Source organism: Paenibacillus sp. FSL M8-0228, from assembly GCF_038007385.1.
Taxonomy (GTDB): Bacteria; Bacillota; Bacilli; order Paenibacillales; family Paenibacillaceae; genus Paenibacillus; species Paenibacillus polymyxa_D.
Window position 1 is genome coordinate 1,456,978 of sequence record NZ_JBBOXA010000001.1, and the last position, 20,194, is coordinate 1,477,171.

General features: G+C 46.3%; 18 protein-coding genes and 1 riboswitch. Of the genes, 10 read left to right on the forward strand and 8 right to left on the reverse strand.

Features of this window, described 5'->3' with window-relative positions; genetic code table 11:
- The first annotated feature begins 251 nt into the window (after window positions 1-251).
- Window positions 252-815 (forward strand): GbsR/MarR family transcriptional regulator, encoded by a 564-nt coding sequence (locus tag MKY98_RS06635; protein WP_069011119.1) that lies wholly within the window; start codon window positions 252-254, stop codon window positions 813-815.
- Between the two features lie 153 nt (window positions 816-968).
- A complete protein-coding gene (locus MKY98_RS06640; protein WP_069011120.1) occupies window positions 969-2,450 on the forward strand; it encodes a carboxylesterase/lipase family protein in 1,482 nt (493 codons plus the stop codon).
- Between the two features lie 90 nt (window positions 2,451-2,540).
- On the opposite strand, the gene MKY98_RS06645 is transcribed toward MKY98_RS06640, so the two are convergent.
- The 6 genes from MKY98_RS06645 to MKY98_RS06670 form a co-directional block, all read right to left on the reverse strand.
- Window positions 2,541-4,571 carry a methyl-accepting chemotaxis protein gene (locus MKY98_RS06645; protein WP_069011121.1) on the reverse strand — a complete coding sequence of 677 codons (2,031 nt, stop codon included), beginning with the start codon at window positions 4,569-4,571 and terminating at the stop codon, window positions 2,541-2,543.
- Between the two features lie 241 nt (window positions 4,572-4,812).
- The gene (locus MKY98_RS06650) at window positions 4,813-5,760 is read right to left on the reverse strand and encodes a DMT family transporter (protein ID WP_039269607.1); all 948 of its coding nucleotides are present in this window, start codon (window positions 5,758-5,760) and stop codon (window positions 4,813-4,815) included.
- A gap of 178 nt (window positions 5,761-5,938) precedes the next feature.
- Window positions 5,939-6,083, reverse strand: a riboswitch (FMN riboswitch).
- A gap of 122 nt (window positions 6,084-6,205) precedes the next feature.
- Window positions 6,206-6,901, reverse strand: a complete 696-nt coding sequence (locus MKY98_RS06655; protein ID WP_069011122.1) for an ABC transporter permease — start codon at window positions 6,899-6,901, stop codon at window positions 6,206-6,208.
- Window positions 6,894-7,817, reverse strand: coding sequence for an ABC transporter ATP-binding protein (locus tag MKY98_RS06660; RefSeq protein WP_069011123.1), 924 nt, complete (start codon window positions 7,815-7,817; stop codon window positions 6,894-6,896). The genes MKY98_RS06655 and MKY98_RS06660 overlap by 8 nt, the downstream gene beginning before the upstream one ends.
- 108 nt (window positions 7,818-7,925) lie before the next feature.
- Window positions 7,926-8,870, reverse strand: a complete 945-nt coding sequence (locus tag MKY98_RS06665) for a sensor histidine kinase (protein WP_069011124.1) — start codon at window positions 8,868-8,870, stop codon at window positions 7,926-7,928.
- A gap of 1 nt (window position 8,871) precedes the next feature.
- Entirely contained in the window at window positions 8,872-9,579 is a 708-nt protein-coding gene (locus MKY98_RS06670; RefSeq protein ID WP_069011125.1) for a response regulator transcription factor, read from the reverse strand.
- A 303-nt stretch (window positions 9,580-9,882) separates the two neighbouring features.
- On the opposite strand from MKY98_RS06670, the gene MKY98_RS06675 reads away from it, so the two are divergent.
- The 3 genes from MKY98_RS06675 to MKY98_RS06685 all read left to right on the forward strand — a co-directional run bounded on the left by MKY98_RS06675 (window position 9,883) and on the right by MKY98_RS06685 (window position 12,637).
- Entirely contained in the window at window positions 9,883-10,386 is a 504-nt protein-coding gene (locus tag MKY98_RS06675) for a DUF6933 domain-containing protein (RefSeq protein ID WP_029516337.1), read from the forward strand.
- A 98-nt stretch (window positions 10,387-10,484) separates the two neighbouring features.
- Window positions 10,485-10,793, forward strand: a complete 309-nt coding sequence (locus tag MKY98_RS06680) for a hypothetical protein (RefSeq protein ID WP_029516338.1) — start codon at window positions 10,485-10,487, stop codon at window positions 10,791-10,793.
- A gap of 212 nt (window positions 10,794-11,005) precedes the next feature.
- The gene (locus MKY98_RS06685) at window positions 11,006-12,637 is read left to right on the forward strand and encodes a formate--tetrahydrofolate ligase (RefSeq protein WP_069011126.1); all 1,632 of its coding nucleotides are present in this window, start codon (window positions 11,006-11,008) and stop codon (window positions 12,635-12,637) included.
- Window positions 12,638-12,660: 23 nt separating this feature from the next.
- Here MKY98_RS06685 and MKY98_RS06690 read toward each other — a convergent pair whose 3' ends face one another.
- Together MKY98_RS06690 and MKY98_RS06695 are read right to left on the reverse strand one after the other, a co-directional pair.
- Window positions 12,661-14,391, reverse strand: coding sequence for an ABC transporter substrate-binding protein (locus MKY98_RS06690; RefSeq protein ID WP_069011134.1), 1,731 nt, complete (start codon window positions 14,389-14,391; stop codon window positions 12,661-12,663).
- 108 nt (window positions 14,392-14,499) lie between these two features.
- Window positions 14,500-15,492: an ABC transporter substrate-binding protein gene (locus MKY98_RS06695; protein WP_069011127.1), complete on the reverse strand. Its 993-nt coding sequence runs from the start codon at window positions 15,490-15,492 to the stop codon at window positions 14,500-14,502.
- A 234-nt stretch (window positions 15,493-15,726) separates the two neighbouring features.
- Between MKY98_RS06695 and MKY98_RS06700 the strand changes: the two genes are divergently transcribed.
- From MKY98_RS06700 to MKY98_RS06720, 5 genes are all read left to right on the forward strand, one after another.
- Window positions 15,727-16,359 (forward strand): LysE family translocator, encoded by a 633-nt coding sequence (locus MKY98_RS06700; protein ID WP_039269618.1) that lies wholly within the window; start codon window positions 15,727-15,729, stop codon window positions 16,357-16,359.
- A gap of 110 nt (window positions 16,360-16,469) precedes the next feature.
- Window positions 16,470-17,747 (forward strand): DUF4367 domain-containing protein, encoded by a 1,278-nt coding sequence (locus tag MKY98_RS06705; RefSeq protein WP_069011129.1) that lies wholly within the window; start codon window positions 16,470-16,472, stop codon window positions 17,745-17,747.
- Between the two features lie 269 nt (window positions 17,748-18,016).
- Entirely contained in the window at window positions 18,017-19,213 is a 1,197-nt protein-coding gene (gene alr / locus MKY98_RS06710) for an alanine racemase (RefSeq protein WP_069011131.1), read from the forward strand.
- 291 nt (window positions 19,214-19,504) lie between these two features.
- Window positions 19,505-19,786: a CopG family ribbon-helix-helix protein gene (locus MKY98_RS06715; RefSeq protein WP_007429334.1), complete on the forward strand. Its 282-nt coding sequence runs from the start codon at window positions 19,505-19,507 to the stop codon at window positions 19,784-19,786.
- 6 nt (window positions 19,787-19,792) lie between these two features.
- Window positions 19,793-20,143 carry a type II toxin-antitoxin system PemK/MazF family toxin gene (locus tag MKY98_RS06720; protein ID WP_007429335.1) on the forward strand — a complete coding sequence of 117 codons (351 nt, stop codon included), beginning with the start codon at window positions 19,793-19,795 and terminating at the stop codon, window positions 20,141-20,143.
- The last annotated feature ends 51 nt before the right edge of the window (window positions 20,144-20,194 follow it).

Consider the following 20,194-nt stretch of genomic DNA (forward strand, 5'->3'; position numbering starts at 1 on the left):
TAGACAATGAAATATAACCATAAGAAAAAGATTTATGTATATCCATAATTTAAAAATTTTACTATCATTAGCAATTTTGCGAATTATGATTTTGAACGACCCATGCTGTTGTAATATAGACAGAAGCTTTGCTTTTGAAACATTTCATTTATTGTTGAAAAATTTCATATATTGCGTCAAAGCTAATCTTTTACGGGTAAATCGTTCATACTAGGTTGTGCAAAATGCTCTAAAATTAGGAGGTTGCAAGCATGAGCTTGTACCAGTTAGGTGATGAGCAGCAGGCTTCGCTGCAAAAAATTCGCAAACGTGTCATAGAAGCTATAGGTAAAAACATGGACCTGTATGGGATTACTTTGTCTGCGGGGCATTTATACGGTTTGCTTTTTTTTGCGGATAAACCAATGACGCTGGACGAGATGGGCCGTGAAATGGAAATGAGCAAAACGAGCATGAGTACAGGAGTTCGCACATTATTGGACCTGAAAATGGTAAATAAGGTATGGAGCAAAGGCTCACGCAAGGATTTGTATGAAGTTGAATATGACTGGCATCAAACATTTACTGACTTCTTCGCTATTAAATGGAGAAAAGCGGTAGAAACAAATTTACTGGCACTGCGCAAAGCCATTGATGAGCTGGACAAATTGATGAATCAGGGTGAAGAGTACGAGGAATTTAAGGCGATTCTTCAGCAAGATCGTTTGAAAATGAAGCAGGCCGTCGCTTATTACAAGTGGCTAGACCGACTAATTGACTCTATGGAAAGCGAAGAAATTTACAAGCTGATTCCAAAAGAAGAAGTTCGGGATTAATCGCTATTTCCCTATCTTGTTTATAAAAATGCCGGAGCGCAAAAGTGCTTCCGGTATTTTTTGGTTTGGCCGTGTGCAAAGGGTATAATAGAGATATGTAAAGATTGATATTATACCGATGTGTTGAACATACGAAATAAAGGGGGCTTCATGATGGAGAGTATTATAGTACATACTCGTCTAGGTCAATTGCGTGGGGAATCAGGAAATGGATATCATGTATGGAAAGGTATCCCATATGCACAGCCTCCTATTGGAAAACTACGTTTTCACGCGCCCCAGCCTTTGGAGTCTTGGGAGGGTGTGCGGGCTGCGACGAGTTTTGGGCCAATCTGTCCGCAACCTATGCCATCCGCTGAAAGTATGACTGGAAATCTGGTGGAACCGCCTAAGCAGTCAGAGGATTGCTTATACCTGAACGTTTGGACACCTGCTTCGAAGGCTCCTGAGAAGGGACGTCCAGTGATGGTGTGGATTCATGGCGGTGCCTTTGTCACGGGGTCCGGGATTATACCTTTATATGACGGGGAACGCATGGCGAAGAATGGCGATGTTGTGGTTGTTACGATCAATTATCGATTGGGGCCGTTAGGGTTTTTGCATCTGACTCCAAAGGGAGATGGCCTGACCTCTAATGCGGGACTACTGGATCAGATCGCTGCGCTGAAATGGGTTAGGGATCACATCTCTGCCTTTGGCGGCAATCCGGACGAAGTGACGGTGTTCGGTGAATCAGCAGGCGCGATGAGTATTGCCGCTTTATTGGCGATGCCAGCAGCTGAAGGACTGTTCCAGCGTGCGATTTTGCAGAGCGGTGCGTCGCAGGTATTGCCAACTTCACAGGCCGAGCAAGTGACGGCTGTGTATCTACAGCAGCTGGGTGTGGACACTCAGCATCCAGAGAGGTTGTTTAGCCTGCCGACAGATGCGCTGATGCTAGCGATGGCGAAGACGCATGAAGTCATCGGACCAGGGATGGCGATGATCTATCAACCCGTTGTGGACGGTGTGACCTTGCCAGATGTACCCCTGTCTGCAATCGCGCAAGGTTCAGCAAAGCAAGTTTCCGTTTTGATTGGAACGAACTTGCATGAGGGGGCCTATTTCATCCGAAAAGAATCCCATCTAATGAACAAGTCAACAGCGAGACAGGCATTGGAAATGATGACGGGCATGTCAGACATCGGCGACCTGATAGAACCATTTCCGGTTACGATTGAGGGACAGGCGCAAATGTTGACCGATCTATTTTTTTGGCGTCCTGCGTTGGCTCTTGCTGTTGCACAGTCGGCGCATGCGCCTGTATGGATGTATCGTTTTGATTGGACATTGCCCGGGCATCCTACCTTTGAACAAGCGGTTCACGGTGCAGAGATTGCGTTTGTTTTCGATAATCTGGAGCTGCTAGATAAGCTTGGATTAGAGATTCAACCTTCGATGCAGAAGCTGGCTCAAGATATGCAGCAGGCATGGGTTGCTTTTGCACGTGATGGGAAACCAGTGCTGTCCGAGGGGGCTTGGCCGATGTACGACAGAGAAGAGCGGACTACAGCTATTTTCCATCAGAATATTAAGGTGGAGCACGACCCCGAAGGAGATAGACGCCGTCATTTAACCGGTCAGATGACCCTATAAGTAACAAGAGAGAGAGCATATCAAGAACTCAAATGTAAAAAGCCTTCGCCCGTAATTTGTATACGGACGAAGGCTTTTGTTAGTAGTAAGTTAAATCTTAAATCGCTTAACCAGCTGTTGCAAATCCTGCGCCATGTTGGACAACTCCTGTGACGAAGAGGCGATTTCCTCCATAGCTGCCATTTGTTCCTGAGCAGCAGCAGATGTTGTCTGCGAGCTGTCCGCCGAATTGCGAGACAGGCTTGCCAAATGGGTAACGGTGGCGGAGACTTCCTCTGTACTGGCTGAGATTTGTTCAGCAGCAGCGGACACACTTTGAATTTGTTCCACGATATGAGAAGTAGAGCGCTCAATATTCGTAAATGCACCTTCTGCATCTTGGCTAATACGCATACCTTCACCTACCTGGTTACGAACATTACCGTTCATGGTAGCGGTAGAGCGTTGAATCAAATCGAGCATCTGAGTAATAATCTGACTGATGGAATCCGCGCTTTCCTTGGATTGCTCAGACAGCTTGCGTACCTCTATAGCGACTACGGCAAATCCACGCCCGGCTTCGCCAGCTCTGGAAGCTTCAATAGACGCGTTCAGAGACAACAAATTGGTTTGCTTGGCAATGGCGGCAATAGCCGTATTCATCTGCTTCGCATCGTCTGAGAGCTGGGATAGCTCATCCATTAGGCTAGCCGTTTGGCTGACAGCCTCCAGAATACGGTCCATTTGGGTCCGTACACTACTGATCATTTGACTGCCTTGAGCCACATCATGCTCGGTTTGTCCTGCTGAATCCACGATGGAGCTTGCCGATTCGGCAATGGTGCTGACACCCTTCGCCATTTCTTCAACGGCATTAGCGGTCTGCTCGGATGCCTCGGCGCTGGTGGCTGCATTTTCCGCGGATTCCATAACCGTTTCCGCTACATGTTGTACGGACTCCGTCGTTTGCTCTGTGCTTTCCTTGATTATCAGGGAAGAGGAAGCAAGTCGGGAGGAGGTTTGGTTGACCTCTGAGACCATCGTATGCAAGGAATGCGTCATCTGGTCAAAATTCTGTGCCAGTTCGCCGAACTCATCCTTGCTGGATAGATTAACACGTTCGGTCAGATTTCCGTCACGGACGATGCGTGTTCCTGCTTGCAGCTTGCGCAGCGGAATTAAGAATGAGCGGACCATAAGCACAATGATGATCGCCGCGGCAAGTATGGAAATAACAATCACAATCAGGCTTTGTTTCAGAATTGGTTGGGCTGCATCACTATAATCCTCCAGATCCGACAGTGCGACAATGCTCCAACCGGTGAGAGGGTCCTTAAGTGTAAAGGCCAGCATATCTCGATTCATAAATTGAATTTGCGACATGGAAGGAGTATCATTTTCGACGGTTGTCGCCACTTCGGGAAGTCCTTCTATGGCGTCAGCCGCTTTTTTGCCTGTCTTGTTGAAAGCTGTTCCAGTCCCAGATACAACTTTATGTTCAGAATCAACAATAATGAGTCCTCCGCGCTCACCAATCTTAACAGACTGCAGACTTTCACTCATTTTGTCCAGGTTCAAAGCCAGGGCAACAGCTCCTTCACCGTCCTCCAGCGTTCCCGATATATTAACGACTAAATTCCCTGTCGTGACGCTGGCAACTGGAACACCGACGAATACTTTACCCTTTTCCAGCATCGCGTTTTTGTACCATTTTCTCTCCCTGGGATCATAATCGGACTCCTGTTTTTTCGGCGAACGTATGTATTGCCCCTTCTCATTGCCGAGAAGCGCTGCATCTAGCTCGGGGTGAGCCTTGACGATAACAGCTAACTTTTTCTGAAGGGCTTCTTGGTTGGTACCGATGGAATCAGAATTGATTTCAGTGGTAAGCACGTCCAGATCTTTCATAATGGGCGCTACATACTGATTGACATTGCTTCGGATCAGATACAGATTCGTGTATACGGAACTGCCCATTTGCTGACTGAGTTGTGTCGTAGCCCCCTGATAAGAAAAGTACCCGATAAGTACGCTCGGAATCAATAACACAGCTAAAAAAGATATTATTAATCTTGTCCTCATTAAATAAAACTGCTTGAGAAACCTGTTCCACCACGGAACTGTTTGTTTTGTTTTAGTCATAGTTCTTGCTCCTCTGTGTCTGATGATCACTACATTGTTTTATTCGACATAAACCGACGAATTTTATAGATGTAATCATTGGGAAACGAGGAATAGTAGCATGTTTTAGACACTTTTTTTAAAAGACGGGTCTAAAGAACTATATTTTATATGGATACGAATACATAAAAAAGCCAAATCGGAGATGCAAAAGCATCTTCACAATTTGGCTTGGGTGAGTCATGAAAGAGACATTGAACTGTTAATTTTTTTGCTGACGTGAAATCATAAAGAGCGTAATCCAGATGAGCATAAAACCAGTCAATTGCGCTACCGTAACGATTTGCTGAAATGCGATCCAATTAATCACGACACCCACCATGGGAAAGCTCAATTCTGCCATCGTAGCATAAGACGCTTTGGTCGTACTTAAGCCTTTGTAATACAGCAATAAGCTAAGAAGACCCGGAAGCAATGCCTGCAATAGCAAGTTGATAATCACAGCTGCGCCTGCCCATGTACCGGCAGGCATATTCCATGGCGCATGCTCTACAGAGGTGAGGACAATCAGCAGAGGGAGCGCCACCATGAAGCGGAGGGAGGTTACCGTTTCATATTTCATTGAACGAAGCAAGTAGCTTCCCATGACTGTCGAACCGCCCCACAGAACTGCTGCACCCAGTGCAAGCAGACTACCGACCTGGACAAAATCACGAACATGCCCGAAGGGGAGCGACCAACCGAAGGTCAGAAGATACGTCCCGAACAGAGCGACGACAATTAATAATCCAAAATGACGCGGCAACATTTCCTTCAAAATAATACGGGCTAGAACAATAGCGACCAGTGGTTGAAGCTTCTGGAGCAAGAGTACAGCATTCAAATCACCATTGCTGAGTGCCATGGTAAAAATCACGCTGGCCAGAGCCGAGCCGCCCCACGAGACGAACAAAATAGCGAAAACTTGACGAAGCCGTACCGCTTTGAGTTCCTCACGATGTTTCCACAGCATCGGTGTCAGAGCGAGGAAAAGCAGCATATGCTCCATTAGTACAATTTGTGTTGAAGTAAATGATTTTAGCAAAATAATACGAAACAGCGGATCAGCGCCCCACAAGGCTGCTCCTATTGCGACCAGCCAAAAACCGCTTTTCATGTGGGAGCTATGATCAAAACCTTTGGATGTTAGTACAGTAGAAGATTGACTCATACTCAATTAGCTCCTTGCGAATACAGGACCGGTGGCACAAAAACCCCCGTCCATGGCGAAAGACCATGCAAGACGGGGGTTGATCAAATAAACTTGCCGCTTTATGCAAGTTAAATGAAGTTACTGCAACTGCAAAATCCATAACGCAGCATTCATCCACTTTGCGGCATGTTGATATTTCGATCTTCTTCCATCCGGACTTTACCGTCGGCTTTGGCATCTCACCAAATCAGTCCGTATCCTGTTGCCAGATACAGAGTCGCGGGCTTAGCTCCATGAGCCATACCGCCGGTTGGGAATCTCACCCTACCCCGAAGATCCTTATTCCGTTTTTTAATTTCTCCTATAGGATATACCTGTTTTAGAATGAAGTCCAGTGAAAAATGTGTGTATAACTAACAATGATTTTCATCTATTTTTCGAAAGCGTTTTACTAAGTTACATACTATGAAGTAATATCCTTATACTCAATGCGTCGAATCGCTGCATAAGCCACAAGCATTCCCAGTATAGAGAAGCCTATTTGCACGGGGGCTATGGAGCTAAGTGTAGCGCCGTTATTATTGGAGAAAAGCAATGCTACAATCAGGATTGAGGTCACAATGGTGGTGGGTACAGAGTATCTTCGCATCCCCATATACAGCGGAACCAGTCCCATAAAGCTGGCAGCAACGGCATTGATCAGCGTCCGTGCTGATTGTTGACCCAGTATCGAAAGAGTAAGGTTATCGGGTACAATCAAGACAAACTGGTTGAGCAGATGAATAGCAGCCGTAATGATTATTTCCGAAATAATAATTGATAAGAAGGTAAACAGCAGCACAACCAAGAGCTTGGCGATCATCAGCTTTTGACGGTGAATCGGATACATGAACAGGATCGTAATCGATTTGGACTTAAATTCCCCTACGATAAAGCGGCACAGGAGAACAGAGGCAAACACAATAAATGTGGCTCTGACCAGCATGTCCATGAGATCGAGAAGCTGAGTGTACTGTGTAAATTCGGGTATTCCTGTACTTTGGCTGTCCAGCGCGATGATACAGAGCAGCCCAAGAATGCATGCATTGGCGATCAGTGCTGAACGGATATAACCGGCCAGATGAAATTTTTTCAGCTCCAATTGCATCAATTTAAGCATGGAGATCACCTCCGTTTAACAGCCGCAAAAAGTAGTCTTCCAGCGTACTGCTTTTCTGATGAATGGAATCCACTTCTATATCATTTAAAATGAGCGTCTTCGTAATTTGTTTCTGCGGTACATTTGAATCGTAAATACGTATACTCTGTTCATTGAGCACCCTTATATTATTCAGATTCAGATGATGGGAGAGGACGTAGGCCGCCTTTTTACAATCGTTGGTCGTAAATTCGATGTATTCCGTATTGGTTTCCCGCACCTGCTCCATCGACACTTCCTCAATCAGCCTTCCGTGATTAATCACGCCTACCGTATCCGCAATCTGCTCTATTTCCGCTAAAATATGACTGGACACGAGCAGAGTCATCCCATATTCCTTGCATAGCATGTGGAATAGTTGGCGGATTTCCTTGATTCCCACCGGGTCCAGACCATTAATCGGTTCATCCAAAATGAGTAGCTCTGGCTTAGTCGCAATAGCGCGGGCAATCCCGAGACGCTGTTTCATTCCCAGTGAAAAGTCTTTTACCGACTTGTCACCCGCATTCTGCAAGTTTACTAATTCCAGGGCATCCCGAACAGCCTGCTTATTATAGTAGCCCATGTATTCACAATGAAGTTCGAGATTTTGCTGCGCCGTCAGCCTATCATAAAAAATCGGGTATTCAATAATCGAACCCATCCGTCCGAGCAGATGATACGATTTTGGCGTTAATTTCTCACCGAATAATTCAATTTCCCCCGATGTCGGCTTGAGTAAATTCGTAATCATTTTCATCATCGTCGTCTTGCCTGCCCCGTTAGGGCCGAGAAAGCCATAGGTTTCTCCCTTGCGCACATTCATACTGACTCCTGCTACAATTTCGTTACCCTTCAGGGCTTTGGTCAATTGATGTGTACGTATTACGTAAGTCATGGGTGTTCTCCCTTCGTATACTGCTGATAATTCAAGGATAAAGGGCGAAATGTTCATTTTTCTTTCGTGATTCTTACAAATTTATTAAGTTGAGCATGTTGAGTCCGATTAATAGTTGATTTTCTTCAATGTAAAAGAGAAGACCGTCCGCTCATAAGGTTTACTAGTCAATTGAATTTCTCCGTTCATCGTTTCAACCAGACGTTTGGCAATCGTAAGGCCCAGTCCGCTGCCTTGTACCGCCTTATTGCGGGAGTCCTCCAATGTGTACATACGTTCAAAAACTTTATCTTGCTCAGATTCCTGTATGCCTTTGCCACGATCCCATACCTCTATACGCACTGTATCCTGCTGTTCTGACAGCGTCAGGCCTAGCGTTCGACCATCTGCCCCGTAGCGAATGGCATTCGAGATCAGATTGTTCAGCACCCGCCCAATCGCTCCTTCGTTCCCCAAGGCATGAATGGTATGCTCCGGGATCTCAATATGCACAGTAAACCCCTGTGCAGTCAGCAGGTCATAAAACTCTAAAATGCTGCGTCTGCACAGTTCTCCCACTTCCAGTCGTGTCAACGGAATATCCGTATCATTAGCTTCCAGTTTCGCCAAATTAAAAAAGCTTCCGATCAACTCAATCGCTTCGCTTGTCTTTTGATGAATTTTGGATAGCAGTTTTATACGTTCTTCCGGCAAAATAGTCGGATCGCCATCCAGCATCTCGGCATATCCAAGCACAACCGTAAGCGGGGTCTTGAGATCGTGTGAAATGTTCGAAATCATTTTGCGCATAGCAATTTGGCTACGGTTGTAATCTGCAGACACTCTGAGATTCAAGTCCAGCAGTCGATTAATTTCCGTCATGAGTCGTTGCAGTTCAACGTCACCTGTGACATATAGCAGCTTTTCCGCATGATTCACCGTCACAATCCGCTCTAGTAGGGCACGGATATCCCTTATTTTGCGCTTATTGGCCATACGCTCCCGCCAAAGCCATACTATAACGACTGACATGATGAGGCCGACAATCCATTCAGAAATGTTTTCGATGTTCATATCAGCCATTCTCCCATTTGTAGCCAATGCCCCATAGCGTTTTAATGTGGACAGGATGAGAGGGATCTTCTTCAATTTTCTCACGCAGGCGGCGAATATGGACGTTAATCACGTTCTCGTCGCCCATATAATCGTCTTTCCAAATAAATCCGTATAGTTGTGCTTTTGTAAATACCCGGTTCGGATTGGCTACAAACAGCTTCAAAATATCGGATTCTTTGGCTGTTAGCTGAATTTCATTTTCATTGCGAATGACTGTAAAATGATCAAAATCAATACGCAGACTGCCGTAGGTCAAAACTTGTGCTTGCGGCTGTTCCTCCTGCTGTTGCTGACGGGCATATGTAGTAGATCTGCGGATCGCGGACTGAATACGAGCGGTCATTTCCAGCATTGAAAAAGGTTTGGCAACATAATCATCTGCCCCAAAGCCTAGCCCAAGCGCTTTATCTACGTCACTATCCTTGGCTGACATAATCAGAATAGGTACGGCGCTGTGGGTACGGATTCGGCGGATCACCTCCATACCGTCCACCTTCGGCATCATCAAATCCACCAGTACCAGATCATAGGTATGACGTTCAAAGGCAAGAAGCCCCTCTTCCCCGTCATAGGCAGTGGTTAGGCTGTATCCTTCCTTGGTGAGTGCTTTAAGTAGCATTTCGGCAATGGATAGATCGTCTTCAATAAGTAAAATATGTCGTGACATAGGTGTGGAACACCCCTAATTTTTAGATTAAGCTCGTGTGACGAACTGTACCTGAATTATATAGAGCAGTGGAGGAGATTTCCATAAAAAATATCCAAAGAAAAAATGGAAACTCCCTGGATCGTCCCAAGGAGTTACGTAATCAGCTGTGTCTGGCAATATATCTTTCCTCTATTATACTGAAAGAGTTTATAATCCGGTGTTTGGAATACGATGTTATGATATACGTGACATGCTTTATACAAGAAATCAGGTATGTCGAATCACGCTGCGGTACAGGAGCGTCAATAAAGGAGAGCAACGATGTTTGTCATACGGGGAACACAAAAACTGCTGAAGGAATGGGAGACTGAACCACTTCAAGTTGATATTTATCCGCCTTTAAATAGTTGGCATGCCAGCTTATTTTTACTGAATCGAAGAAAAAATATAGTGTTTATGCATGATATATCCCGCTTAAGCATCACGCTGTTTGGGATTAAAAAATCGCAGTACAAGAACCTGCCGACTCTTTTTATACAAGCCTTGAAGGAATTAATGATCAGCGAAGGGTTTGATGAGCAGATCGTGAAGGCATACACACAGGAAGGCGAGCAGATGCTGGCAACTACGACGAATAGACATAGTGTGTTGGTAACCTTAGATGAGATTATATTTATTATGAAGGAACTGGATATGGAGCATGGGTGCGAGCTGGAAAAAAACCAGTGGAATAACCGGATTGTTTTCAAAACTGTTGAATACAAGTACCCTGTTGATGTTTTTAAAGAAGTGCTGGAAAAGCATTATAAACTAGAGCGGATTTGAGAAATTTATGATTTTACGAAATGAGTTCCATTTATTCCCTCTGTCCTATATAATCTAATATAGTTCTAAAAGACTATATAAAGAGAGGTAAGGGGTAAATGAAGATTAAATTAAGAAATAAAACTGGAATGATCAAGGAACGCAAAGTAGGTTTTTCATGGACTACGCTCTTTTTCGGTTTTTTCCCTGCGTTGTTTAGAGGGGATTGGAAGTGGGCTGTTATTATTTTTCTGGTATCGATCCTTACGAGTGGGGCGTCCAATTTTGTATTTTGCTTCATTTATAATCGCTTACATATTAATGATCTGCTGTCCCAAGGCTATGGCCCTGCTACTAAGAAATCCCAATCTATCCTGATTTCTAAGGGATTTATTGCTGAAAATTACGCTGCTAACTTTGCAGGTTAATTTGAGAGCTGTTTGTTAAACGAGACGTATCAAAAGGGCATCCACCAAAGTCCATACGGGCGGGGGAGGCTCTTTTTTTATAACTCACATGATAGCAACGCTTGCGATGAAATGAATCATAGCGCAATAAGCGGCACACTTTGGTAAAATAAAACGATACAGGGTTTGACACCATCGGTCAGACTTATAAAACGGGGGGTACATAACGAAAGATGAAGAGGATTATTGATATAGCCAAAGAAGCAGGAATTGAAGAAGAACATCTAGAGACGTATGGAAAATATAAAGCAAAGCTGAACCCGTCCCTGTGGGAGCAGTTAAAGGACCGTCCGAATGGAAAGCTGGTGCTGGTTACGGCGATGAACCCCACGCCGGCGGGAGAAGGAAAAACGCTGACCACCATTGGACTGTCACAGGCGCTGAATGCGCTGGGGCATAAAACCGTTGCTGCGTTGCGTGAGCCGTCCCTTGGCCCTTGCTTCGGCATGAAAGGAGGAGCAACTGGGGGAGGACAAGCCCAGATTGTTCCAGCGGAAGACATTAACCTCCATTTTACAGGTGATATTCACGCGATTTCGGCAGCGCATAATTTGCTGGCAGCGATGATCGATAACCATTTATTTCATGGAAATGCTTTGCGGTTGAAACCCGAGCGGATTGTGTGGAAACGCGCTGTCGATATGAACGACCGGAGTTTACGAAACATTGTAACCGGATTGGGGTCAGGTAATGGAGCAGTGAGAGAAAGTGGTTTTCTGATTACCTCGGCTTCAGAAGTGATGGCCGTATTATGTTTAAGTGAAGATATGGACGATCTTAAAGTGCGATTGGGTCGGATGGTGATTGGTTATAACGAAGATGGCGAAACGGTAACAGCTGAGGAACTACATGCGGTGGAAGGTATGGCTGTGCTGCTTCGGGAAGCATTGAAACCCAATCTGGTGCAAACGTTGGAGGGAACTCCAGTTATTGTGCACGGCGGACCTTTTGCGAATATTGCGCATGGATGCAGTAGTTTGATCGGTACGAAGCTAGCCCTGAAGCTGGGAGAGGTGGTTGTCACGGAGGCTGGGTTCGGGGCTGAGCTGGGGGCAGAAAAGTTTTTTGACATCAAGTGCCGTCAATCCGGTTTGCAGCCAGATGCGGCTCTGTTGGTCGTAACCGCCAAAGCGCTGAAATATAACGGCGGTGTAGCTAAAAATGAGCTGGACGCAGAAAATCTGGAGCAATTGCAACTTGGATTAGCCAACATGAATCGGCATGTACGGAATTTGCAAAAGTTTGGCGTGCCAGTACTGGTAGCGGTCAACCATTTTGTAACAGATAGCGAAGCCGAGCTGGAACTGATTTTCTCGGAATGCCGCAAGCTGGGAGTACCCGTAGAGTTGTCACAGGTGTGGGCACAGGGAAGCCAAGGGGGAGAAAAGCTGGCCCAAAGCCTGCTCAACCTGCTCCAGGAGGACAAAGCCCATTTTGCACCATTGTATGAGCATACCCTTGATTTGCAAGCGAAAATTAGTGTTATTGCGAAGGAGATTTACGGTGCGGCAGAGGTAGCTTACACTCCTGCGGCCAAACGGGTGTTGGCCGGTATGGAGCAGCTTGGTTTTGGACAACTGCCTGTATGCATGGCCAAAACGCCGTATTCTTTCTCAGATCAACCTTCTCTGCTAGGTGCACCGGAAGGCTTTACCATTCACGTGTCCAGCGTTGCTTTGTCTGCAGGGGCAGGCTTTGTGGTCGTGGAAACAGGCAATACTATGACGATGCCAGGATTGCCCAAATCCCCAGCAGCTGAGCATATGTCGCTGGAGGCAGATGGAAGCATTCAAGGTCTAATGTAGTATCTTTAGAAAATGGCAGCTTCTCAGGATGAAGTGCCAAGCAGTTTGGGCAGTGCAGTAAGCAGCTTTTGTCGGGTTATGGCATCGCTCCAGTTCCAGCGTTCAGCTTCTACGAAATATACCCGACCTTGACGTACAGCAGGGAGGCTGCGCCAGAGAGGGCTGCTGATCATGCGTTCCAGCGTACGTTTGGATTCTGGGGCTGTCGGGACAAGCATAAAAATGCGGTCCCCGGCGTAATCAGGCAATTCGTTCGGATCTATTTCCGCGAAGCCGTGTCCCTCGTCGAGCACCTTTTGGATCGGCTCAACGGGCTGAAAGCCCTGGGGGTGGTAGAGGGCCGATGAGAATCCGGACATACCCATGACAAAGAGCCGATCACCATGATCGAAGATGAAGACGGAGGCCGTTTCTCCGGCTGTGATTTGCGTACCGAGCTGCTGCCACATTGCCAGATTACGGGCTTTGAAGGTAGACAACCAGCGTTCGGCCTCCCGCTCCTTACCGAGCCAGGCGCCAAGTGTACGCATCCGTTCCTCCAGCGTGGCGAAGGAGTTGAAGGTGACGGTGGGGGCGATGCTGGCAATGCGCTTATATTCCTGTTCGTCCGAATTGGCGATGATAATTAGATCGGGATCAAGAGCACTAGTCAAGCGGGCATCCAGTGGAAGGCCCACATCGGCAACATTCACAAGACGATGTTTATAGACGCTGTATTCACTGAGTTGCAGACTTCCACCGATGGCTTTGGCCCCTAATGCCAATAGATCACCCATCGTTTCTCCATGATAGATGATGCGGCTTGCTCGGCGCGGAATATGAATATGGTGACCCGTCCAATCCTTGACGCGCACAGAACGGGAGACAGAAAGTGCGTACTTGCCAGGGGGAATCCCGGTCATTTGCCTAAATCGTCGATTAAAATAATATTCGTCAGAGAAACCAACCTGACGGGCAATTTCACGTAAAGGCCGTTTGCAATCCAGCAGCAGCCGCTTGGCATGATTCAAGCGCAGCTCAGTGAGGTAATGCAGCGGCTTTTTGCCTGTAATTTTACGAAACATTTGCGAGTATTGCCATATGGAAACGTTCGCCTGCTCGGCAAGCTGCTTGACGGTAATGGGCTTTTCATAGTTGTTTTCCATATATGAGAGAGTGCCTTCTACCGATGCTGGCAATGCCGGATTAGAGGTATTGTTTTGATCAATATCGGTGTGATCTTCCTGCCACAGCAAAAACAACTCTTGAAACATGATTTGCTGCCGTAATACGGATGTTTGGTTATGCGGCTGTACCGTTTGTTGGGTACTATAAAATAACTCTTCAATCAACTGAATAAGTTTGGAGGAAGAAGAGGAGACGATGTATTCGCGCGGTTCCGGCAGGACAGCTCCATGATATATGGATGGCATGCGCGCTGCGTGTTCAGCCAAGGCCATGTCCGCTTGTGGTTCCGACGTCAAAGCGATGACCTCAAACGTGATTTTGTAGTATTCAGGTACAGTTCCATTTAGGGGAGCGATTTGATAGGATTCACCTGGAGCTAGCCAATACCCATGACCTGTATGGAATAGATACTGCTCTAGGCCAATGTCCACCATCCCTGTCCCACTGATGAACATAAGCAGACAGTGATATGAACTGGGATGTGATAATAATTCATCGGTAGGCTCACCAATCAACGCAATTTCTTTAAAATGAAAAAGCAGTGAGCTGAACGGAGGAGGATATACGGACGACGAAGACTGGTTCACAGTATTGCTCCTTTTATTGAGAATGGTTATCATGTATATATGAGTATACCTCCTTTAGGTTCAACAAAAAAGAAGCCTATCAACAAGTGTCGATAAGCTTCTCCAATTTTATCTGATGAGCTTGGGCAATTCCTTCAGCAGCCATTCTCGAGTGGAAGCATCACTTTCAGTTTTGCCAATATCCTGAGTGTACACACGACCCTGTTTGACAGCAGGGAGCTGGAGCCACAGCTTGCTTTTCATTAACTGTTCGGTGGATTGTTCGGCTTCTGAACTTGGTGTTCTTAGTATGAAAATCCGATCTCCAGCGTATTGTCCGATCACTTCCTGAGATATTTGTACAAATCCTTTGTCTTCATCCAGTGCTTTCTGGATAGGAGGGGTAGGTTTGAAACCATTCTTTTCATACAGTAATTGTGACAGTCCTGTCCGTCCCATTGCGAATAAACGGTCACCTGGATAGTAGGTAAAGACTGAAGCAGTTTCCCCCGCCTTAACACCTTCTGCGTGAAGTTTGGTCCACATCTCCGCTTCCTTTATTTTATATTGGGCAAGCCAATCTTCAGCGTCCTTTTTCTTGTTCACAATGTCTCCGAGATGCAGCAAACGTTCGTTTAACGGAGCAAAGGTATCGAACATAATTGTAGGTGCAATTTTTGTTAACGCTGCGTATTGCTTTTCATCTGTATCGGCGGTAATGATCAGGTCAGGCTGTAGTTCCAAGGCTTTTTCCAAATTAATCGGGAACCCCAGATCAGCCACGTTCTGAACCTGCTTTTCGTAAACCTTGCCTTCAATCATAGAAGTTGATGTACCTACAGCTTGTACGCCTAAAACCAATAAATCCCCATAGTTTTCTCCAAAGTAAGCAATGCGCCGAGGAGTCGTAGGAATGTTCACTGTATGTCCCTTGTAGTCTGTGTATTCACGAGTTGTGGCAGCTTCCGATGTTTTTGTAGATGCTATCGTGTTGCTGTTTGCACTCTGATTGTCAGATGCGCCACATCCCAGCAGCAATGCCCCCATAAGAAAGAATAGGCAGATGAGAGCAGTGTATGGTCGAGTAGATTTTTTGTTGATTGTCGAGCTCTTGTTGGTCATAGTAACCTCCGTATAATAGAATGATTCAGAATTTTGCAAATGAGAATTATTATCACAAAAGCTATGATAAGCGCTGAACCCTCAATACTCAATGGACAAACTTGGTCAATGAATCCGATTTTGTACAAAATAAGTCTCAGGTGTTCTTAGCTCATTTCATTCTTCAAATTTTATTGATTTGTCATTTTTTATGGTATAGAATATCATTTTTATACATTTGAAAGGGGTTTTGAAATGGCATTGTTTATTACATATGTTTTACTAGGTTTCTCTATAGCACTACCTGTAGGTACAATTACGGTTGAAATGACGAAGCAAGGGCTAAAGAATGGATTCATGCATGGTTGGATTGTGGGCCTTGGGGGGATGACCATCGATTTGTTATTGATCACTGGCTTGTATTTTGGTCTGGCCTCAGTCTTGTCATTACCTGTTGTACAAGTGATTATGTGGTTCGTTGGAGCCCTTTTTTTGTGCTACGTGGGGTACGACAGCATTAAAAATGCAGATCATGATATTGCGCTAGAAGGAGAGAAAAAGACGAAATCATTATTTTCTTCCTATAAAAATGGGCTGCTTGTAGCTGTTTCACCAGGAAATTTAGTGTTCTGGGTGAGTGTTTTTGGAACTGTGCTGGCAAGTTCATTTGATCGGTCAAATACAAGTCAATTCTTGATTGTTGGCTTAGGTATTTTGTTTGGTATTCTTATCCATGATTTAGGCTTGATGACCCTCGTAGCCACAACACGGAAAGCCATGAATCGAACCGCTATCAAGTGGGTTACGATCGGTGCAGGCGTGGTTTTGATCGGTTTTTCGATTTATTTTCTGTATGAATTTATGATCACTCTCCAAAAGATTTTATAGCATTACGCAAGGATACGTTCAAGCTTGTCATGCCAGTCTGCATAAATCGAACAAGTCCTTCATAGACATGTACTAATTCATTTAAAACATGTGCTGAAGGGGTTGATGACATGCGCCGGATTTCATGGATGCTCGCCATGGTCATGTGTGTAACGCTGCTGCTGGCCGGGTGCGGCAAGAAGAGCGCGGACGATGTGGTTAAAGATTTGAGTGACGTGGTGAGCGACCTGAACAGCTACCACGGTACAGCTTTGATGACGCTGCATACCGGCGACACGCCGCAGGAATACAAGGTGGATATTTCCTACCGCAAGCCGTCCTATTACCGAATTGCCATGACGAACGAGAAAAAGGATATTACGCAAATTGTGCTTCGTAATGATGAGGGTGTATTTGTGCTAACACCCAGCCTGAACAAAAGCTTCCGTTTCAAAAGCGACTGGCCAAACAATCAGGGTCAAGTATATTTATATGAAACGTTGGTTCGCAGCATTATCGGCGATGCCTCCCGTCAGTTGGCTACCGACGATAAATCCTATGTGTTTGATGTGGCAGCGAATTACAACAGCCATGCGCTGGTGAGACAAAAGATATGGCTGTCCAAAAATGACTATGCACCCACTCAGGTACAGGTGTCTGATGCGAATGCCAAGGTAGTTGTTGATCTGAAATTCGATCAATTTGCTTTTGATACGAAGTTTGACAAGGACTCTTTTGATATGGAGCGGAATATGGCTTCAGGTAAGACGAGTACAGGTAGCGCAGGGGCGCCATCTTCCGGAGCAGTAGATCCCAGCAGTCAGCTTGATCCTTCCGGTGCGATGGATGGGACGACTGGCGTGACGACTGGCGAACCCGGACAAGAGCAGGGGACCGCAGGGGATGCAGTCCAGCAACCGTCAGGGCAAGCCAAGGTGGACGGTACTGCCACAAACGATACGTCCAAACCGGACAAAGCAGCCAACGCAGAGAGGCAGCAACAAACCCCGGGCACATCGGATGCTGCAAACGGAACGTCAGCGGGAACAGATGCGGCAGAAGCTGTGATGGGTGAGTTCGGCTTGATCGAACCGTCCTACACGCCAGCCGGAGTACAGATCAAGGATACGCCGGAGCTGGAGGATAGTGGTACACATGCCGTGATGCTACGGTATAGTGGAACATATAATTATACCATTGTGGAGGCACGTCCAAAAGATCGGGCGGTCGCACTGGCCGCAGGCGAACTGGTTGATATTGGAGGAAGCTTCGCCGTGCTGACCGGAAGCGAACAGCAGACGATGACCTGGATGAATGACGGAATCGAGTTCAGAATCACCAGTGCTGACCTGCCTGTGAGCGAAATGATACAAATTGCCGCTTCTATACAGGATCAATCGGGTAAATAAAATTTTATAGACGGATGCAGACGGTCTAGAGTGTAAAAATGCTCTGCTGCCGCCCGTATCCGTCTTTTGTTCATTCGCAGTCTAAGATGTGCATCGCTTGTATATCCTGTTCTATTGTAGAGATGGTAGAGGAGGCTGGTAAAGCCCCCCTGCCATTGACAGCCACGTTTTTGAACATTACCATTAACCTTTGGAAGCAAGCACTTTTGCCACACTCCGAATGGTAAAAGGTTATGTTACAGGCTAACAATTGAAGAAGGTGACTGGATTTGCAAGCACAATACAGATCGACCCGGGCCGAAATCAACCTGGATCACCTTGGCGCCAACTATGAAGCTTTTCGCAAGGCATTGCCAGCGGATAAGCTGATACTGGTCTGTGTCAAGGCGAATGCCTACGGACACGGTGCCGTGGAAATTTCAAAGGAATTGGAACGCCTTGGTGCGGATTATTTGAGCGTCGCTTTTCTGGATGAAGCGTTGGAGCTTCGTCATGCGGGGGTTCAGCTACCGATTCTTGTACTCGGCTATACCCCACCGGAAGCTGTACAAACGGCTTGGGAGCATGATATCTCATTGACTGTGTTCAGTGAAGAAGTGCTGGAGGGTATCCGCAGACTGGACTGCCAAGGAAATGAACGCAAGCTGAAGGTGCACATCAAAATAGACAGCGGCATGGGAAGACTGGGTTTGCTGCCTGGAGAAGAGGCTATGGCTTTTGTCCGGCAGGCTCACGAATTAGAGCAGGTGCTGCTGGAAGGCATGTACACCCATTTTGCCCGCGCGGATGAAGAAGACAAAAGCTATACACTGCTACAATATGATCGGTTTCGGGGCGTGGCGGAAGCGCTAAGGGAACAAGGTATCACCATTCCCATTATACATACGGCTAATAGCGCCGCTACCATTGATACCCCTTCTCTTTCCCCCAATATGGTGCGGATTGGTATCAGTATATACGGTCTGTATCCGTCTGATGAGGTTAACCGGCGAGCGATTGAACTGCTGCCTGTATTGTCATTGAAGACGGCGGTAGTTTATACCAAGACGCTTCCTCCTGGCTGGGGAGTTAGCTATGGCACCCGGTATGTGACTACCAGTGAAGAACGGATCGGTACACTGCCAATCGGCTATGCGGATGGATACTCCCGCATGCTGAGTGGGAAGATCGAAGTATTGATACGCGGTCGCCGCGTCCCGGTACTAGGCACGATTTGCATGGACCAGTGTATGGTATCCTTACAATCTTTCGCAAAAGATGCGGAAGAAATCCAAACCGGCGAAGAGGTTGTTCTCATCGGTCAGCAGTCCGGCGAAACTATCGCAGCGGATGAGCTGGCATCCAAGCTTGGTACGATCCACTATGAGGTGATCTGCATGATCGCAGACAGGGTACCGCGTGTATACACACGAGGCCATGTTCCTGTTATTCGAGTGAACTCGCTTCTTCCAACCCACTGGAATTAATTTCATAACGCAAATTACCGAATAAAAGCAGGAGTTTTCGCAGAACGTCCCGAAATATGTACAAAGGAAAGAAAAGAGCGCTATAACTGTCAAAAGACGCATCAGGCTCCGCTGACACTTGTATTTCGGGGATCAAACGCCTGTACGAAAACGAACTGCGTAGTTTATAATGGAATGCAGCATAGATGATATACGAATATCATATACATTCTTGTATTCCGTTTGAATAAATTACCGGGAATAACGTTATAATGGTACAATGGCGACAAGGTTTTGGGGGTGGAAGAGAAGTTGGCCAATTTGCAGAACACCAAAAGAATAATGATCAGTTTGCCAGATCATCTCTTGCAGGAAGTGGACGGGATCGTAGCTATGGAAAATTCCAACCGCAGTGAATTTATCAGGCAGGCCATGAAGCTGTATGTAGGCGAACGTAAAAAACGTTACATTCGTGAAGCTATGCAGCGTGGATACATGGAAATGGCTAAAATTAACTTGACCATGGCATCCGAAGCCTTTCACGCGGAGGAAGATGCAAACAGCACCTTGGGCCGTACAGTTAGCGGGGTGTAATCCATATTGATCGTAAAGCGCGGCGACGTTTTTTTTGCAGACCTTTCACCCGTAGTCGGTTCCGAGCAAGGTGGCGTCAGACCTGTGCTGATCATTCAAAATGATATCGGCAACCGGTTTAGTCCTACCGTGATCGTGGCAGCTATCACCGCTCAGATTCAGAAGGCAAAGCTGCCTACACACGTGGAAATCGACGCGGCGACGCATGGCTTTGATCGTGATTCTGTTGTTCTTCTGGAGCAAATTCGGACGATCGACAAGCAAAGGCTTACCGACAAAATCACCCACTTAGATGAAGAAACTATGCGCAAAGTGAGCGATTCGCTACAAATCAGTCTCGGTTTGATTGATTTTTAGCGTGATGGAACGACGAGTGAAACGGGAAAAGGGCAGCGCTTGGGCGCTGTC

What these genes read in the sequence shown, in the direction of transcription:
- MKY98_RS06665 (WP_069011124.1), bottom strand. Translation starts at nt 8,870, where the DNA reads ATGAACATCGAAAACATTTCTGAATGGATTGTCGGCCTCATCATGTCA.
- MKY98_RS06680 (WP_029516338.1), top strand. Translation starts at nt 10,485, where the DNA reads ATGAAGATTAAATTAAGAAATAAAACTGGAATGATCAAGGAACGCAAA.
- MKY98_RS06675 (WP_029516337.1), top strand. Translation starts at nt 9,883, where the DNA reads ATGTTTGTCATACGGGGAACACAAAAACTGCTGAAGGAATGGGAGACT.
- MKY98_RS06695 (WP_069011127.1), bottom strand. Translation starts at nt 15,492, where the DNA reads ATGACCAACAAGAGCTCGACAATCAACAAAAAATCTACTCGACCATAC.
- MKY98_RS06700 (WP_039269618.1), top strand. Translation starts at nt 15,727, where the DNA reads ATGGCATTGTTTATTACATATGTTTTACTAGGTTTCTCTATAGCACTA.
- MKY98_RS06685 (WP_069011126.1), top strand. Translation starts at nt 11,006, where the DNA reads ATGAAGAGGATTATTGATATAGCCAAAGAAGCAGGAATTGAAGAAGAA.
- MKY98_RS06660 (WP_069011123.1), bottom strand. Translation starts at nt 7,817, where the DNA reads ATGACTTACGTAATACGTACACATCAATTGACCAAAGCCCTGAAGGGT.
- MKY98_RS06655 (WP_069011122.1), bottom strand. Translation starts at nt 6,901, where the DNA reads ATGCTTAAATTGATGCAATTGGAGCTGAAAAAATTTCATCTGGCCGGT.
- MKY98_RS06635 (WP_069011119.1), top strand. Translation starts at nt 252, where the DNA reads ATGAGCTTGTACCAGTTAGGTGATGAGCAGCAGGCTTCGCTGCAAAAA.
- MKY98_RS06650 (WP_039269607.1), bottom strand. Translation starts at nt 5,760, where the DNA reads ATGAGTCAATCTTCTACTGTACTAACATCCAAAGGTTTTGATCATAGC.
- MKY98_RS06645 (WP_069011121.1), bottom strand. Translation starts at nt 4,571, where the DNA reads ATGACTAAAACAAAACAAACAGTTCCGTGGTGGAACAGGTTTCTCAAG.
- MKY98_RS06670 (WP_069011125.1), bottom strand. Translation starts at nt 9,579, where the DNA reads ATGTCACGACATATTTTACTTATTGAAGACGATCTATCCATTGCCGAA.
- MKY98_RS06640 (WP_069011120.1), top strand. Translation starts at nt 969, where the DNA reads ATGGAGAGTATTATAGTACATACTCGTCTAGGTCAATTGCGTGGGGAA.
- MKY98_RS06705 (WP_069011129.1), top strand. Translation starts at nt 16,470, where the DNA reads ATGCGCCGGATTTCATGGATGCTCGCCATGGTCATGTGTGTAACGCTG.